Raw genomic sequence first — 15857 nt, 5'->3', positions numbered from 1 at the left:
AACATTAAAAACACAGAAAACCCAAAAGAAAAAATAGTAGGCTATTTTGATGTCACCACAGTTTCAGAAAAAAGATTTTTTTTTAATTTTGAAGACATTTTCCCGTCTGAAATTTCAAATAGTCATTATTTCTATTGTGATATATTTGAATATAGAAGCGACATAGACGAATTACCTATAGGATACATGGGACTAGAAGTAGGAGCTAGGAATGATATTATTTATGCAACAGTAAATAATATCTTAGTTTATTCATCAGGCAACTTACAACTTGAAGAAAACATCATCTTAGTATATCCTTATTGTACCGATTGCACTTCCTTTTCATCTAATGAACAACCCGATTTTTGGCAATAAAGCATAATGTACTATTTTTCAACTTTTACCTTGTCAAATTATAGACAGGAACATGTATATGGAATAAATGCTCCTATCGTATAAATATGACCTTCATTAAGAGACATCTTTAAAGAATAATTAAAAATTCCAACTACCCGATACTCCAAATTGAATGGAAGAACTTCCAAAATTTCTTTCAGACCTGCCATCAAAAAGATTATAGGGAGCATAATGATAATTGCAATGAATTCCAAATCCATAAAACATGATTTTTACACCTTGGGTAACCGCAATAGTATTCAATTGAGGTTTAAAATCAATTGCTTCTAATTCTTCTTTAGGCTTGCTATAATGCAAATACTTCCATCCTGTTCCAGAATTTGATTCTATATGAAAAATTTCATTGGGTGAACGATATAAAAACAAAGTATAGCGAAATCCTAATAAAAAAGAAGATTTACTACCATCTAATAAAATGGTTTGATTGTTGACTTTAAAATCTACCTCTTTACCTCTAATTATGCCACTTAATTCTGCTCCAAAATCAAAAAACTGTACCTTACCAATTTTTGTCCTGAAATACAAGCCAGTAGTTATAGATGCTTCATATTTATTTGATAAATTTCCTAGAGGAATTCCATAACTAACTTCAATAATATTTCGTTTAAATAAATCTATTTTTGGAAAAACAATGGTATCTTGTGCATTAACCTGTAACACAAACAAAATAAAAAATAACAGCTTTTTCATTACTCTAAAAGTTTAAATTGATATTCAAAACCATACGACCTTCCATCTCCAAAAAACAAAAGCATCCCTGAGTTTTTAGAATTGTTTGTAAATACAATCTCGTTGTTCTGAGTTAACTTAATTTCATACTTTACCATTTCTTTAATTACTAAAATTAAAGGAACAGACACTGTTTTATAATTGGTATAAAAAACAAACTTATTCTTATCTCTTTTACCATAAAATTGTAATACATAAGATTTACTATTTGTATCTTCAAATTTTAAAAACAAATTATTACGTTGAATTTTTACCATTATTGGTTTATTATAATTAACGTTAGAAGAAGTAAGGTTTTTCATAAAACTCCTTGTCACTTCATTTTCTTTAAAGGTTCCTACAGTTTCAAGATTATCATAAAAACTACCTTGAAATTCTTTAGGCATTTTTTTTAGATAATCTTTACTCGTTTCTTGTTGAACACCGCAAGAAACACAAAGAAAGAACAGCATAATTCGCCATCTTCTTTTAAAATATCGATTCAACATTTTAGAATAATCCTGAAGATCTTTCTCATTAAAATTATTCAGGTCAATAGTGATAACTTTTTTCATAAATCAAAAATTTAATACTCAAAACTATTTTATAAATCACAAAATAAATTGCGTTAAATAATATTGATTACATTTGTATTTGCGAAAATCACAAAAATGAAAAATCAAGAACTCCTTTTAAAGGCCATACAAAAAAAAGTTCATAACAAATCGCTTTTGGATGAAGTTGCTAAAATATTAGGTATTAGTTATGATGCTGCACACCGAAGAATTTCCCTAAAAAGTAAATTTTCAATTGATGAAACTATACTATTGTGCAATCATTATGCTATTGCAATGGATACCTTATTTCGAAAAGAAAATAAATTCATTTTAGATAAAACCAAGACTATTAAATCAATAGCCGATTTTAAATTGTATTTGGAAAAATCGATTATACTATTACAACCATATAATAATAAAAATAGTGCAGTATATTATTCTGCCAAAGATATTCCGTTGCATTACACTCTTGGTGGGAGTTTATTTTCGAAATTCAAAATTTATGTTTGGTTGAATATTCTTACTTCTGATCAAAATTTAAGTTTTGAAAATTTCGCAATGGAAACTTCACTATTACAAGAATCGATACGTTTGGTTTCTGTTTTTGAAAACAGTAATCGCATCGAAATTTGGAACGACACTACAATTAATAGTTCATTACAACAGATGTATTATTTCTATGAAGCCGGTCTTCTTCATTATAATAATGCCTTATTAATAATAGAAGATATTAAAAACATCATTTTAAAAATAGAACAAGAAGTGAGAAACAATACTACTTCCTTCGAATTATTTTACAATGAATTATTACTTTTAAACAATACGGTTTTGTTTACCAATGATAAACAGGCTTCGTTTTTTATTCCACATAATATGTTAAGTTATTATGTTACTTCTGATGTACAAATTTGCAAAGAAGAAAAGGAATTTATTTTTAACCAATTAAAAAACTCTATGTCGATTACCAAAGCAGGCAAAAAAGACCAAAATATTTTTTTTAATAGAATGTACCAAAAAATTGATTTTTACACTTCTAAAATAAAAAATTATCTAGTGGAGTAAAAAAGAAAACACTTTAAAAAGGAAAGGAATTTGAAAAAAAATCTTACAATTTGCTTTTTTTTTTATAGATTTGATTCTCACCTTATTGCTATGAAAACTTTATTCTTCTTTTTAACTTGTTTCTCTTGTTTTATTTTTTCGCAAGAGAATGATTCTTACTTAAATCAGGTAGACGCATTACTTACAACAGAAAATTTACCTTTTAATTATGGCAAAGCACATTTAGTCTATTTTAGACCCGTAATTAGTGAAACCAATCAGTTTTTTACAACTGAGCTTAATAATGGTTCTTTAAAATTTGACAACCAAACATACCATAACGTAAATATAAAATATGATGTTCTTAATGATGAACTTGTGTCTTATAATTCCAAAGGAGGCTTAGTAGTAGACAAAACTAAAGTAAATTATTTCCAAATTAAAAAAAATACTTTTGTAAACATTCCTTCTTTAGGCTTTACAGAAATCATTCATACTACTGAAACAGACAGTTTGTTAATTAAACATAAAAAAACTAGTAAAGAAACTATAACGTCAGATAAAACTACAGGCTACGTTTTTTCGAATAAGAAAGAATTTTATTTAAAGAAAGATGGTGTGCTTTATAAAATAAAATCCAAAAAAAGTTTCTCACAGATTTTTCCAAAACAAAAAATAAAAATTTCAAATTTTTATAAAGCTTATCAAGAAAAATATTCTGAAAGTATGGAACAATTTTATAGTAACCTTCTTAATGTTCTACATGAAAAATAAGTTCTTTATCTACCTCATCTTTTTGTTTGCTTCATCATTTACATGGGCGCAAACAAATAATCTTTCTATTAATTTTGACAATGAATCATTAGAACAATGTCTACTTAAAATTGAACAACAAGAAAATATAAAATTCTATTTTGATAAAACATGGTTTGCTCCTTATACAACTAAAAATTTTACAAAAAAATTCAACGATAGTAATATAATAAGTGTTTTAGATTATCTCTTTTCTGAAACTGAAATAAATTACTATTTGAAAGGCGCTGAAATTATTCTAACACAAAATATTGCTATTCATGATGATTTTGAAACGCCAATAGACACTAAAGAAATTGTTTTATTAAGCCCTAAAACACAACTAAAAACTCAAGAACAAATTATTTCCAATTCAAAAACACCAGCTATTACTTACTTAACATTAGGAAAAGCTACCTCAAATAAAATAAAAAAGAAAATTATATTAAGTGGTACCATAAAAAACAGCGATACAGACGAAAACTTAGAAGGCATCGTAGTAAGCACACCTAAAAGAAACACCTATACAGATTATAACGGAAATTTTGCCATTGAGTTAGATTATGGACTCAATACAGTAGAGCTAAAATCAGTAAATTTTGAAAACAAGATTTACAAATTAACAATATATAATAGTACTAATTACAACTTCAATTTAAAAGAGAAATTAAGCCTGTTAAACGAAATTATTCTTACTAAAAATAGAACTGTAGACATTAACTCTTCAACAACAGGTAAAATAAATTACGATTCGGAAGAAATTAAAAACATTCCTGTAATTTTAGGTGAAAGAGACGTTATAAAAGTGGCAACTTCAATGCCTGGTATAAAAACAGCTGGCGAAGGAAGTGCTGGAATAAATGTAAGAGGAGGAAAAAGTGACCAAAATTTATTTCTTTTAGATAATGCCACAATTTACAACCCATCTCATTTATTTGGTTTATTTTCTTCTATCAACCCATATATTGTTGATCAAGTAGAAATTTATAAAAGTAGTTTGCCTGTAGATAAAGGAAGCCGACTATCCTCCGTTTTTGATATCTCCACCAAAAATAAATTTGAAAACAAAATTACTGGAGAAGGAAGTATAGGACCTGTTACTAGTAATTTGATGGTTCAAACCCCAATAATTAAAGACAAGTCCAATGTAATGGTCGCTGGTCGTAGTACGTATTCAAAATGGATTTTAAAATCACTTGACAATGAAGATTTAAAAAATGCAAACGCCTCCTTTTACGACCTTTACGCAAAATACACTCATAAAATAAACGCTAAAAACACCCTAACTACTTCTGCTTATTACAGTAATGATCTTTTTAATATCTCTAGAGACTCCATTAATTCATATAACAATTCCTTTGTAGCCATAAACTGGACTAAATCGATAGATTCAATCACAAAACTACAAACAGACTACAGTTACAGTAATTACAAATTCAAACTAGATTACAATGCTGTTTTTAATGATTCATTTCAATATTCATTTCGTCTAAGTGAACATAAAATAAATGCAAAAATTGATAAAAAATTATCCGAAAAATTAAAATACAGTTATGGAATAAACTCTAAATTATACTTATTAAAACCAGGAGAAATTAGCCCAAATGATGATCAATCCACAATTCAGAACAGAAGTTTACAACATGAAAAAGGATTAGAATCTAGCTTATTTCTTGCTAGTGTGTATCATTTAAACGACAAACTAGAAATCAGCACTGGGTTTCGTTTTAGTAACTTTTTAGCATTGGGTGAAAAAAAAGTAAACATTTACGCTCCTAACCAACCGAAAAGCGAATCATCTATTATTGATACCGAAAATTATAATAATAATGACGTTATAAAATCCTACTTTGGTTTTGAACCGAGAGTGTCTTTTAGTTATTCATTTACTCGAAATCTATCTATAAAAGGAAGTTTTGACAGAACGAAACAATACATTCATTTGTTATCGACTAATACAACACAATCGCCACTAGACACATGGAAAATTTCAGATAATTATGTTAAACCACAAGTAGCTAACCAATACTCATTAGGACTATACTCCTCTATTTTCAATAATAAATTTGGTTTTAGTATAGAAAGTTATTATAAATCAATTAGTAACATTCTTGACTATAAAACAGGCGCAGATTTATTCATGAATGAGATAATTGAAGCAGAATTAATTAACGGTAAAGGGAAAGCCTATGGAATAGAATTTCTACTCAAAAAAAATACGGGCAAATTAAATGGAACTATTGGATATACTTATTCAAGAACATTTATCCGTTTAATGAGTCAATTTCAACAAGAAAGGGTTAATAATGGAGATTATTATCCCGCAAACTTTGACAAACCACATGATTTAAATGCCTTTTTAAATTACAAATTTACCAAACGTTTCAATATATCAGCTAACTTTGTTTATCAAACAGGGAGACCAATAACCTTTCCTTTGGGGAGATATAATTATGGCGGTAATCAATACACTTTTTATAGCGACAGAAACACCTTCAGAATCCCAGACTATTATCGATTGGACATAGGATTAAATTTAGAAGGCAACCATAAAAAAAATAAAATAGCTCATAGTTTTTGGAGTTTATCCGTTTATAATCTTTTGGGGAGAAATAATCCCTATTCCATTTATTTTATAAACGAGCAAGGTAGAATAAAAGCCTACAAAACTTCAATATTTAGTATTCCTATACCTACTTTAAGCTATAATTTTAAATTTTAAAAGCATGAAGAAGAGAACATTAATCATTATATTCATTATTTCTATAGTTACATTAATAAAATGTACCGAGCCTTATGATTTTAAGTCGGAAATCTCTGATTTTGAAAATCTTTTAATTGTAGAATCTACCATAACAAATCAGAATAAAATACAAAAAGTAAAATTAACTCGCACAGTACCTCTTGAATCTAGCACAGATTATGAAATCGAAAACAATGCTCAAGTTTATATTACCGATTCAAATGGAAACAATTATACTTTTTCGGAAGGAGCAGATGGATACTATAATTCCAATTTACCTTTTGCAGCACAACCTAATGTTACATACGAACTACATATTAAAACCGAATCAGGAGATGAATATAAATCTGAGTTAACACAAATTACACCTCAAACACAAATTACTACTTTAGCCGCTACTAGAATAAATTATTTCGGTGTAGATGGTGTTGCCATTACCGTTAGCAATAATGCTACCAGTAATACACCTAAATATTATCGATATGAATACGAAGAAACCAGTAAAATTATAGCTCCATATTGGTCAAACGATTCCTTAACAGTAACGGGAAATGATCAAGCTACTTATGAATTTCAAGTGGTTGAAAGAACTTCTGAATCCAAAGAATGTTATAAAACGAATTTATCAAATGAAATTATAATCCACAGCACAGTAGAACAAACAGATGGAATTCTTAGTAATGCCATAGTACGTTTCATTAGTAAAGAAGATTACATTATTGCAAACGGATACAGCATACTTGTTAAACAATATGATCTTTCTCCTGAAGCATACAACTTCTATAAATCAATTGCTAATTTTAATAATAATTCCAATCTATTATTTCCTTTACAACCTGGTTTTATATACGGAAATATCCAATGTGTTTCAGATGAATCAAAAAAAGTGATTGGCTACTTTGATATTTGTTCCTATTCAGAACAACGGTTATACTTTGATTTTGCTACTATTTTCCCAAATGAATCTATCCCAGATTTCCCTTACTCTTGTTCAGTCGAACAATATAACGCACAACTATTATGTAATCCACAAACGACAAACTGTGAATCTGTTAAAGGGAAAACTTCCTTAGCTGAGCAAGTTTTAAATAACGAATTAGCGCTATATCAATATGAAGTTATTCCACCATTACTTGAAACGTATGATATGGTTAATTTAGGATGTGGCGATTGTAGACTTTTAGGTTCCAATATTAAACCCGATTTTTGGCCATAGATATGAAAAAGACAACTTTATTAATTTTTTTCCTCCTTCTACTACAGGAAATTTCTTCTCAAAAATACAACTTGAGTACAAGTGAGGAAAGTTTTTTTATAACTTCCAATGATGATTGTTATCTCACTGGAGAAACCTTATTCTATTCTATTAGAATACAAAACATAAAAGATACACTAACTAGTAAAATTGCTTATTTAGAACTTGTAAATAAAAAACAAAACAATAGTATAAGACAACAAAAAGTAGTCTATAATAAAAATGTTTCTGGTGATATTTTTCTTGACACAAAATTAGAAACAGGCATCTATAAATTATTGGTCTACACAAAAAAATCGCTACTCCAAACAGAAACAAACTATTGTGAAAAGGAAATTGTAATCATCAATCCCTATCAGTCAAATAACGTCTTCTTTGAAAGAAACAACGAGCTATCTACAATTGAAACCACAAAAAGAATAAATTTACTCGCTCAAAACCAATTCAAAAAAAGGACCCTTGTAACTTTAAATATACCAGACTCGCTATGTTTAAACAGTAGTATTTCTGTTAAAAAAATGGATTCACTACAATTAAATAAAATAAACCAAAACGCTAAAAATCTTAAAACAAAATCGTATAAAAAAATTAGTAATTATAACGATATACCCGAAGTAAGAGGAAAAATAATTAGTGGGCAAATTAAGAGCTATGATAGTATTTTTAACTTTGAAAAAGGAATAAGTCTAACTACTCTAGATAAAAATAGGAAAACAAAAATCTCAAAAATAAATCCGGATGGGAGTTTTATGTTTTTGCTAGACGACCTCACATTCAGTAATCAATTTTTACTACAACCACTAGAAGCAACTGATAATTATGAAATAACTATTGACAGTACTTCCTTTGATTACAAAAGTTTAACATGGAACTCTAATTTGACACTTAATCCTGATAAAAGAGAACAAATAAACCAACGGGCCATAGCAAATCAAATCAATGTGGCTTATTATAGTACAAAGCTAGATACTATTTTTGAAAAAAAATCCAAATCCTCTTTTTTCTACGATACGTATCCAAACTATCAAATCGTAGATTTAAATAATTTTACCCGATTTAAAACAATACAAGAAACAATTACCGAAATTTTACCTGGTGTTACCACAAGAAAAAAAAACAATGAAACTCAAATTTTCATCATTAATAAAAAAACAAATCCAAAACTTAACTTTCCAGCATTAGTCCTTTTAAATGGCATTATTGTTCAAGATTTAAATGTACTATTCCATTTCAATTGTGAAAAAATAGATGAAATTCATATTATTAATGATCGATACCAACTCGGTTTAAATCAATACGACGGTATTATCAATTTCATCACTAAAGAGTATATTCTTAATTCCAATTTTTCTCCTTATAAACTATTTGAAATCCCAAATTTACAAGAAGAAAAAAGCTATTATAAAGAAGACTATTCTGTCTCAAAAAAAGAACGATTACCCGATCAACGTTACCATTTATATTGGAACACTAAACCTAAAAATAAAATTTCTTTTTATACCTCAGATGTTATTGGCAATTATGTAATTGAAATTAATTTTATGGATAAAGAAGGCAAACAAAAAAAACTATATGATTTTTTTTCAATTATTAATTAAAAAATTGTAACTTTTTGGTAACCTCTTACGTATAACAATAGTAACACATAAAAATAAAGAGAAATTATATAAATGAGACAACTCAAAATTACCAAGCAGGTAACGAATCGTGAAACTGCTTCTCTAGACAAATACCTACAAGAAATTGGAAAAGTTGACCTTATTACTGCTGACGAAGAGGTAGAATTAGCACAACGCATTAAAGCAGGAGACCAAAGAGCTCTTGAAAAATTAACAAAAGCTAATTTACGTTTCGTCGTTTCTGTAGCTAAACAATATCAAAATCAAGGTTTAACATTACCCGATTTAATTAACGAAGGAAATCTTGGTTTAATTAAAGCTGCACAACGTTTTGATGAAACTAGAGGTTTTAAATTTATTTCTTATGCGGTTTGGTGGATTCGTCAATCGATTCTTCAAGCTTTAGCAGAACAATCTCGTATTGTACGTTTGCCTTTAAATAAAATCGGTTCTATCAATAAAATCAACAAAATGTATGCTTTATTAGAGCAATCTAGTGAGCGTGCTCCTTCTGCTGAAGAAATTGCTAAAGAATTAGACATGACGGTTAATGATGTGAAAGAATCCATGAAAAATTCTGGACGTCATTTATCAATGGATGCTCCTCTTGTTGAAGGTGAAGACTCTAACTTATATGATGTATTACGTTCTGGTGAATCTCCAAATCCTGATAGAGAATTAATTCATGAATCATTACAAACTGAAATTGAAAGAGCTTTAGAAACATTAACGCCAAGAGAAGCTGATGTCGTTCGTTTATATTTCGGCTTAGGTGATCAACACCCAATGACACTTGAAGAAATAGGAGAAACTTTTGATTTAACTCGTGAACGTGTGCGTCAAATTAAAGAAAAAGCAATCAGACGTTTAAAACACACTTCTAGAAGTAAAATATTAAAGACCTATTTAGGATAATCCAAATCCCTAAATTTTAGATTAAATTCCAAAAATAACATATATTTGTTTTTTTGGAATTTAGTTTTGTAACAACAGTTTCAATAACTGTTCGTTTTTTGATTACTCCGTTTCTCTCCGTCAATTCGAGCAAAGCTCTCGGGTGATGATTGAAACCAAACATATTGAAAGCAACAACAGTTTCAATAACTGTTCGTTTTTTGATTGATGATTGAAACCACGGCTGATTACCGTGGTTTTGTTTTTTTATGAAACAAAATCACGGTCAGTTCGCATAAATGCTCGGGTATCCGTGGTTTTGTTTTTTTATGAAACAAAATCACGGTCAGTTCGCATAAATGCTCGGGTATCCGTGGTTTTATTTTATAAAATGATTAGAATAGAATGAAATTTCTTATACTTCATTATTAATTATTCAAATCTTATCTTATTTTTACATAAAAATCATAATATAACAAACATGAAAAAAACAATTGTATTACTTGCTATGCTAGCCATTGTAGCTTGTAAGAATAATGAAGAAAAAAACGAAGAACCTGGCATAATGGATGCTGTTGAAGGTATTAATAACATGAGCAAAGCAGGTGATGCCTTAGAAGATTTTGAAAAACAAGTAGAAGAATTAAAAAAATTAACACCTGTATCAAACGACGTATTAAAAGAAGTATTGACAGAAGAATTAGGCGGATTAAAAAGAACTAATTTTAATGCAGGCAATGCCTCTATGATGGGACTAACTTCTGCGGAAGCAAAATATACCGACGAAGAAACAGGAAAAGAAGTGGAAGTAAGTATTATGGATGGTGCTGGCGAAACTGGAAGTAGTGTCATTAGTTTAACCGTTATGGCACTGGCTATGAATGTAGAAAGTATTAATAATACCGAAACTAAAAAAACAGAAACAATCAATGGAATAAAATGTCTTACCGAAGAGGATGAAGATCCAGATCATGTAAGATCTTCAATCACTTTTATTTATAAAGAGCGTTATCAAGTAGCTCTAAAAGGCACAAATATAACCTTAGATGAATTGAAATCTTACTTAAAAAAAGTAGATTTATCTAAATTAGATTAATAACTAACCTTAGTATCTTTTGAAAAGCTTTTTTGGAAATCAAAAAAGCTTTTCATGTTTTAGGAACCTAAAACTTTATCTATCTTTGCAAAAACAACATAACTACCCATGAGTAATTCAAAAAACACACTTATTGCTCCATCTGTTTTAGCAGCAGATTTTGCCAATTTACAAAGAGACATTGAAATGATTAATAATAGTGAAGCAGATTGGTTTCATATTGATATCATGGATGGTGTTTTTGTTCCCAACATTTCTTTTGGAATGCCCGTTTTACAAGCTATTAGTAAACATGCTAAAAAAACAATCGATGTTCATCTCATGATTGTTGATCCAGATCGTTACATTACCACTTTTAAAAAATTGGGTGCCGATATTTTAACCGTACATTATGAAGCTTGTACTCATTTACACCGTTCACTACAAGCCATAAAAGCGGAAGGGATGAAAGCAGGTGTAGCTATTAACCCACATACTAATGTTGCTCTCTTAGAAGATACTATCAAAGATATCGATTTAGTTTGTTTAATGAGTGTTAATCCTGGTTTTGGAGGACAATCTTTTATTGAAAATACCTACAAAAAAGTGTCGCAATTAAAAGAAATTATCACTAGAAATAATGCCACTACTCTCATTGAAATTGACGGTGGTGTAACCAATCAAAATGCAAAAGAATTAGTAGCCGCTGGAGCAGATGTTTTAGTCGCAGGAAGCTATGTTTTTGGAGCGATGAATCCAACTGCAACAATCGCTGATTTGAAAGAAATTACAAAGTAATCCTTTTCACCTGACAGGTTGTTAACACTTGTCAGGTATTTTTCTTTTTTAATATTGATCAATTAAATATTTAATCAAATCGGTGGTGGTAACAATACCTACTAATAAATTACCTTCACAAACAGGTAATGCGTGAAACTCTTTTGCTGCTAATATCTCTGCTGCTTCTTTAATCGTGGTTTCTGGATGAATAGTGACTAATTTTTTAGCCATTACTTGCTCTACAGTAAACATATTATATACTGTTGTATCAATTTCGTCGTCGTCGTCATCTACCGCATCGGCAAAAGAAATTCGTAATAAATCGGTGTAACTTAACATTCCTATAATTTTATTACCTGAAACTACTGGAATATGCCTAATGTGATGTTTTTTAAAAAGTGATTCTGCTTTGGTAAGATTGTCGGTAATGTTCAACTTTACAACTTCTTTCGTCATAATAGTTGAAATGGGAACTTTCTGTTTCATGACTAATGTATTTGTTACTTACAAATTTAATAATATCTACGCTAAAAACAGAATATAATCTACTGATTATTAAGTTTTTCAACAAAATCAATAGGAAGTAAAATTAATCATCACTTTTACTTTTTCAAACAATTGAGGAAATTCACTTTTAAAATCTTCTGGGGTTTCAAAAAAATGCTCAAGTATTACTGCTATAAATTCAAATTCATTGGTATATGCATAAATTCTAAAATAGTCAGATTGTAAGAGTCGCGCATAATTAGGTGGATATTTTACTTCTTGCATAATCTCTTCATAGGTTACCGAAAAAATAGTAGCCGAAGTATCAGAATTTTTAAGTCCCTGATAATGCAATACATGACCAAATTCATGTAAGCCTAGATTTAGATTATCATTGGATATTTCATAACCTTCTAAAAAATGCTTCCAAGAAAAAACAATGGCTTTTAAACTCGGATTAAATTCTCCTTTATGATAATTTTTATTTAAAGTAGAATAATACACATCTGGAAAAATGATAATCTTATCTATTACGGTAAATAAATAATTTCGCATTCCAAAGGTTAGCATAACTGCTGTTGCAGCAATAAGCACTTTCATTTCATCTGTAACTACAATGCCTTCTTTTCCTATAAAAGGATATTTTTGAATAAAAGTTGCCACTCGATGTTCAAAATATTTTTTTTGAGGAAGTGGTAATTTTTTATAGAAATCAAATTGGTTATACAATAGTTGTATTTGACGCATTGTGAGCTTCTTTGGAAACAAATACAAATGCACATAAATGGGCTTTCTAAAAAAGAAAGCATAAATAGGCTCTATAACTACGTTATAAGCAAATACAAATACAAACCCTAATCCAAAAGTGATTAATAAATACTGCAATGTTTACGATTTGAGGAAAACGAATATACAGAATATAACCTAATTACAAAAAAAGAAAGCATCCTATTCTTTCAAACAGGACACTTTCGCTTCTGAGTATACACTTCTCACTATTAACTTTTACTTGTCACTTTTATCTATAATGGTTAAAATAATGATGCCTACACGTCCTACTAAAAAGGTAAACATTCCAAAAACAACGGTTAAAAAGGTTACTTTTAATCCGCCAGCTAAAATTTCAGTGGTAATATTACCTAAAGACTGTATGGCATCAAAGGCAGAAATTAAACCTATTGACTGACCTAAAAACCCCCAAACCAAAACAAAAAGACTAAGTGAGGCAATTAATTCTTTACATTTTTTTATGGTCTCTCTTTTCAATAAAGCCCAAACCAATAAAACTAAAATCGCAATTAAGATAAATGCAATAGGCACCATAAAAAAAGGCCCTCCTTCATAAATTCTGTCTAAAATAACTTTCATAATTCTATATTTTTTGATTTATAACATCACAAATCTATTTTATAAAATAATTCATTTTATTTTTATGCGACGTATGAACAATTTAGTTCCCTTTTTAACCAAATTCAGATTTAAAAAGTACAATTTAAGATTTATTTTGACAAACAAGGCGCAAAACAGGTTATCTGTCGCAATTTTGAAAACATAACAAATAATTAGTTTATCTTGCTATCATGTTTTCAAATCTATTCCAAACTACTAAATCAATACTACTCCATTGCTTCTTCTGGATTGGAGTTTGGTTCTTTTTTGTATATTTTTTTAGTTATAATTCTAATGATACAGTGTATATTACTTGGTTTTCAAGTCTGCTATTACCCATTGCCATTCTAACCACTTACATTACCATTTATGTTCTTATCCCAAAATATTTACTCACTAAAAAGTATTACAAATTATTTTTATATGGTTTTTACACTTTAGCGATGAGTGTTTACCTGATTACTTTGGCTATTATTGGTAGTTTTATTTTTATTACCAAACTCGATATTTCTAAAGTACCTCCTATGGGTAGAAATTTTATTTTTATTCTAATTTTAGTATATCTAATTGTGGCTGTCATTAGTTTTATATACATCTTAAATCATAATTTTAATGTGCAATCCCAATTTAAGGCATTGGAAAACAAAATATTGGAAACTAATTTACAAATTAAAGAACAAGAACTCCACTATTTAAAAAAGCAAATCCATCCGCATTTTTTGTTTAATACCTTAAATACCATTTATGGCTTGTCTTTAAAAAAATCGGAATACACACCCGATGTTATTTTAAAACTTTCTAATTTGCTCGATTATATTTTATACCAAGTACAAAAACCGAAAGTGGTTCTCTCAGAAGAAGTAGCACACATTGAGGAATATATTGATTTGGAAAAAATACGTTTTCAAGATCGGTTGAAAGTAACTTTTACAACGCATATTGAAAATGAAACCATTCTAATTCCGCCCATGTTGTTTCTACCTTTTATAGAAAATGCCTTCAAGCATGGAAACATCATCCATCATTTTCTAACGATTACCATCGAATTAGAAGCTACAAATGACAGCCTAATTTTCCGTTGTACAAACAGTGCTTATTTAAAAGAAAAGGAAGGCAGCGCTGGTATTGGATTGGAAAACATCAGAAAAAGATTAACCTTATTATATCCCGAAAAGCATCAGTTACACCTTACCACAACTTCGGAAACCTTTGTTATTGCATTAGAAATTAAATTGAATTAAAATGACGACTTACCATTGTTTGATTATAGACGACGAAATAACTGCTCGAGAAATTTTAGAATCGCATGTTGCCAAAATAAATGCTTTTCATCTGTGCGGGAGTTGTAAAAATGCGCTGGAAGCCTTTCATTTAATTAATACACAAAAAATCGATTTGATTTTTTTAGACATCAACATGCCTGAAATTAATGGTTTGTCATTTGCAAAATCTATTAATAAAAACATTAAAATTATTTTTACTACCGCTTACCGGGAATATGCCATAGCTGGTTTTGATTTACAAGCCGTAGATTATTTGTTAAAACCCATTTCTTTTGAACGTTTTTTACAAGCAGTTAATAAGTACTTGGATGAAAACATTCAGGTAGATGTAGCTCCAATAATGGAAAACATGACTTATGAAACCGATTTTATCTTCGTGAAATCGGAACGCAAAATGGTAAAAATAAATTTTGATGCCATTTTATATATTGAAAGTTTAAGCGATTATCTGAAAATTGTAACTCTAGAAAAAAATTGCATTACAAGAGAAACTATTTCTAATATTGAAGCCAAGTTACCCCAGCATAAGTTCTTACGTATTCATCGTTCTTTTCTAGTTTCAATTACTAAAATTGATTCGTTTACCAATGAACATATTGAAATTAACCAGAAATCGTTACCTATTAGTAGAAGCTATAAAAAAAATGTGCTAGAGCAATTAGAAAAATTGTAAAATGGTTTGACCAACCTTTTGTAATTCATCATCGTAATGCTTTACTTAAAAATGCTACAGATTCATTTTAATTTGATATATTAGTCGTCCCAACAAAAAAACGATGACAAAACCTACAAATGTGGCTTCGACAAACGGCTTCTATTTCCTTGGACTGACTTTG

At 29.1% G+C, this 15857-nt stretch carries 15 protein-coding genes and 1 pseudogene; 11 read left to right on the top strand and 5 right to left on the bottom strand.

Translation table 11 applies throughout. From position 1 onward, the window contains the following. A pseudogene (locus tag CX675_RS19830) lies at positions 1-357 on the top strand (hypothetical protein); the annotation flags it as partial. A gap of 120 nt (positions 358-477) precedes the next feature. Here the strand turns inward: CX675_RS19830 and CX675_RS11795 are convergent. Together CX675_RS11795 and CX675_RS11790 are read right to left on the bottom strand one after the other, a co-directional pair. Beyond that, positions 478-1089 carry a hypothetical protein gene (locus tag CX675_RS11795; RefSeq protein ID WP_130735436.1) on the bottom strand — a complete coding sequence of 204 codons (612 nt, stop codon included), beginning with the start codon at positions 1087-1089 and terminating at the stop codon, positions 478-480. Continuing rightward, a complete protein-coding gene (locus CX675_RS11790; RefSeq protein WP_130735435.1) occupies positions 1089-1682 on the bottom strand; it encodes a hypothetical protein in 594 nt (197 codons plus the stop codon). Before CX675_RS11790 ends, CX675_RS11795 begins: the two co-directional genes overlap by 1 nt. Before the next feature lie 96 nt (positions 1683-1778). Here CX675_RS11790 and CX675_RS11785 point away from each other — a divergent pair, with 96 nt between their 5' ends. The 8 genes from CX675_RS11785 to rpe all read left to right on the top strand — a co-directional run bounded on the left by CX675_RS11785 (position 1779) and on the right by rpe (position 11881). Continuing rightward, positions 1779-2726 carry a hypothetical protein gene (locus CX675_RS11785; protein ID WP_130735434.1) on the top strand — a complete coding sequence of 316 codons (948 nt, stop codon included), beginning with the start codon at positions 1779-1781 and terminating at the stop codon, positions 2724-2726. A gap of 90 nt (positions 2727-2816) precedes the next feature. Continuing rightward, positions 2817-3479, top strand: a complete 663-nt coding sequence (locus CX675_RS11780) for a hypothetical protein (protein ID WP_130735433.1) — start codon at positions 2817-2819, stop codon at positions 3477-3479. Further along, positions 3469-6219 carry a carboxypeptidase-like regulatory domain-containing protein gene (locus CX675_RS11775; protein ID WP_165396035.1) on the top strand — a complete coding sequence of 917 codons (2751 nt, stop codon included), beginning with the start codon at positions 3469-3471 and terminating at the stop codon, positions 6217-6219. The genes CX675_RS11780 and CX675_RS11775 overlap by 11 nt, the downstream gene beginning before the upstream one ends. A gap of 4 nt (positions 6220-6223) precedes the next feature. Continuing rightward, on the top strand, positions 6224-7456 hold the full coding sequence (locus CX675_RS11770; RefSeq protein ID WP_130735431.1) for a DUF4249 domain-containing protein: 1233 nt from the start codon (positions 6224-6226) through the stop codon (positions 7454-7456). A gap of 2 nt (positions 7457-7458) precedes the next feature. Beyond that, positions 7459-9093 carry a hypothetical protein gene (locus CX675_RS11765; RefSeq protein WP_165396034.1) on the top strand — a complete coding sequence of 545 codons (1635 nt, stop codon included), beginning with the start codon at positions 7459-7461 and terminating at the stop codon, positions 9091-9093. Positions 9094-9165: 72 nt separating this feature from the next. Continuing rightward, the gene (locus CX675_RS11760; protein WP_045967558.1) at positions 9166-10029 is read left to right on the top strand and encodes an RNA polymerase sigma factor RpoD/SigA; all 864 of its coding nucleotides are present in this window, start codon (positions 9166-9168) and stop codon (positions 10027-10029) included. Positions 10030-10489: 460 nt separating this feature from the next. Continuing rightward, the gene (locus CX675_RS11755) at positions 10490-11104 is read left to right on the top strand and encodes a hypothetical protein (RefSeq protein ID WP_130735429.1); all 615 of its coding nucleotides are present in this window, start codon (positions 10490-10492) and stop codon (positions 11102-11104) included. Positions 11105-11212: 108 nt separating this feature from the next. After that, positions 11213-11881 carry a ribulose-phosphate 3-epimerase gene (gene rpe / locus CX675_RS11750; RefSeq protein ID WP_130735428.1) on the top strand — a complete coding sequence of 223 codons (669 nt, stop codon included), beginning with the start codon at positions 11213-11215 and terminating at the stop codon, positions 11879-11881. A gap of 48 nt (positions 11882-11929) precedes the next feature. Here the strand turns inward: rpe and CX675_RS11745 are convergent, their stop codons facing one another. From CX675_RS11745 to CX675_RS11735, 3 genes are all read right to left on the bottom strand, one after another. Further along, positions 11930-12349, bottom strand: a complete 420-nt coding sequence (locus tag CX675_RS11745; protein ID WP_130735427.1) for a CBS domain-containing protein — start codon at positions 12347-12349, stop codon at positions 11930-11932. Between the two features lie 87 nt (positions 12350-12436). After that, positions 12437-13234, bottom strand: coding sequence for a zinc-dependent peptidase (locus CX675_RS11740; protein WP_130735426.1), 798 nt, complete (start codon positions 13232-13234; stop codon positions 12437-12439). A gap of 120 nt (positions 13235-13354) precedes the next feature. After that, positions 13355-13717, bottom strand: coding sequence for a MotA/TolQ/ExbB proton channel family protein (locus CX675_RS11735; protein WP_130735425.1), 363 nt, complete (start codon positions 13715-13717; stop codon positions 13355-13357). A 212-nt stretch (positions 13718-13929) separates the two neighbouring features. Here CX675_RS11735 and CX675_RS11730 point away from each other — a divergent pair, with 212 nt between their 5' ends. Next, positions 13930-14979: a sensor histidine kinase gene (locus CX675_RS11730; RefSeq protein WP_130735424.1), complete on the top strand. Its 1050-nt coding sequence runs from the start codon at positions 13930-13932 to the stop codon at positions 14977-14979. 1 nt (position 14980) lies between these two features. After that, positions 14981-15694 carry a LytTR family DNA-binding domain-containing protein gene (locus tag CX675_RS11725; RefSeq protein WP_130735423.1) on the top strand — a complete coding sequence of 238 codons (714 nt, stop codon included), beginning with the start codon at positions 14981-14983 and terminating at the stop codon, positions 15692-15694. The last annotated feature ends 163 nt before the right edge of the window (positions 15695-15857 follow it).

Source organism: Flavobacterium sp. J27 (assembly GCF_004303025.1).
Taxonomy (GTDB): Bacteria; Bacteroidota; Bacteroidia; order Flavobacteriales; family Flavobacteriaceae; genus Flavobacterium.
This window is presented reverse-complemented; position numbering and strand designations above follow the sequence as displayed.

Bases quoted from the DNA above. Each gene is read 5' to 3' on its own strand.
- CX675_RS11795 (WP_130735436.1), bottom strand. From the start codon at position 1,089: ATGAAAAAGCTGTTATTTTTTATTTTGTTTGTGTTACAGGTTAATGCA.
- CX675_RS11790 (WP_130735435.1), bottom strand. From the start codon at position 1,682: ATGAAAAAAGTTATCACTATTGACCTGAATAATTTTAATGAGAAAGAT.
- CX675_RS11785 (WP_130735434.1), top strand. From the start codon at position 1,779: ATGAAAAATCAAGAACTCCTTTTAAAGGCCATACAAAAAAAAGTTCAT.
- CX675_RS11780 (WP_130735433.1), top strand. From the start codon at position 2,817: ATGAAAACTTTATTCTTCTTTTTAACTTGTTTCTCTTGTTTTATTTTT.
- CX675_RS11775 (WP_165396035.1), top strand. From the start codon at position 3,469: ATGAAAAATAAGTTCTTTATCTACCTCATCTTTTTGTTTGCTTCATCA.
- CX675_RS11770 (WP_130735431.1), top strand. From the start codon at position 6,224: ATGAAGAAGAGAACATTAATCATTATATTCATTATTTCTATAGTTACA.
- CX675_RS11765 (WP_165396034.1), top strand. From the start codon at position 7,459: ATGAAAAAGACAACTTTATTAATTTTTTTCCTCCTTCTACTACAGGAA.
- CX675_RS11760 (WP_045967558.1), top strand. From the start codon at position 9,166: ATGAGACAACTCAAAATTACCAAGCAGGTAACGAATCGTGAAACTGCT.
- CX675_RS11755 (WP_130735429.1), top strand. From the start codon at position 10,490: ATGAAAAAAACAATTGTATTACTTGCTATGCTAGCCATTGTAGCTTGT.
- rpe (WP_130735428.1), top strand. From the start codon at position 11,213: ATGAGTAATTCAAAAAACACACTTATTGCTCCATCTGTTTTAGCAGCA.
- CX675_RS11745 (WP_130735427.1), bottom strand. From the start codon at position 12,349: ATGAAACAGAAAGTTCCCATTTCAACTATTATGACGAAAGAAGTTGTA.
- CX675_RS11735 (WP_130735425.1), bottom strand. From the start codon at position 13,717: ATGAAAGTTATTTTAGACAGAATTTATGAAGGAGGGCCTTTTTTTATG.
- CX675_RS11730 (WP_130735424.1), top strand. From the start codon at position 13,930: ATGTTTTCAAATCTATTCCAAACTACTAAATCAATACTACTCCATTGC.
- CX675_RS11725 (WP_130735423.1), top strand. From the start codon at position 14,981: ATGACGACTTACCATTGTTTGATTATAGACGACGAAATAACTGCTCGA.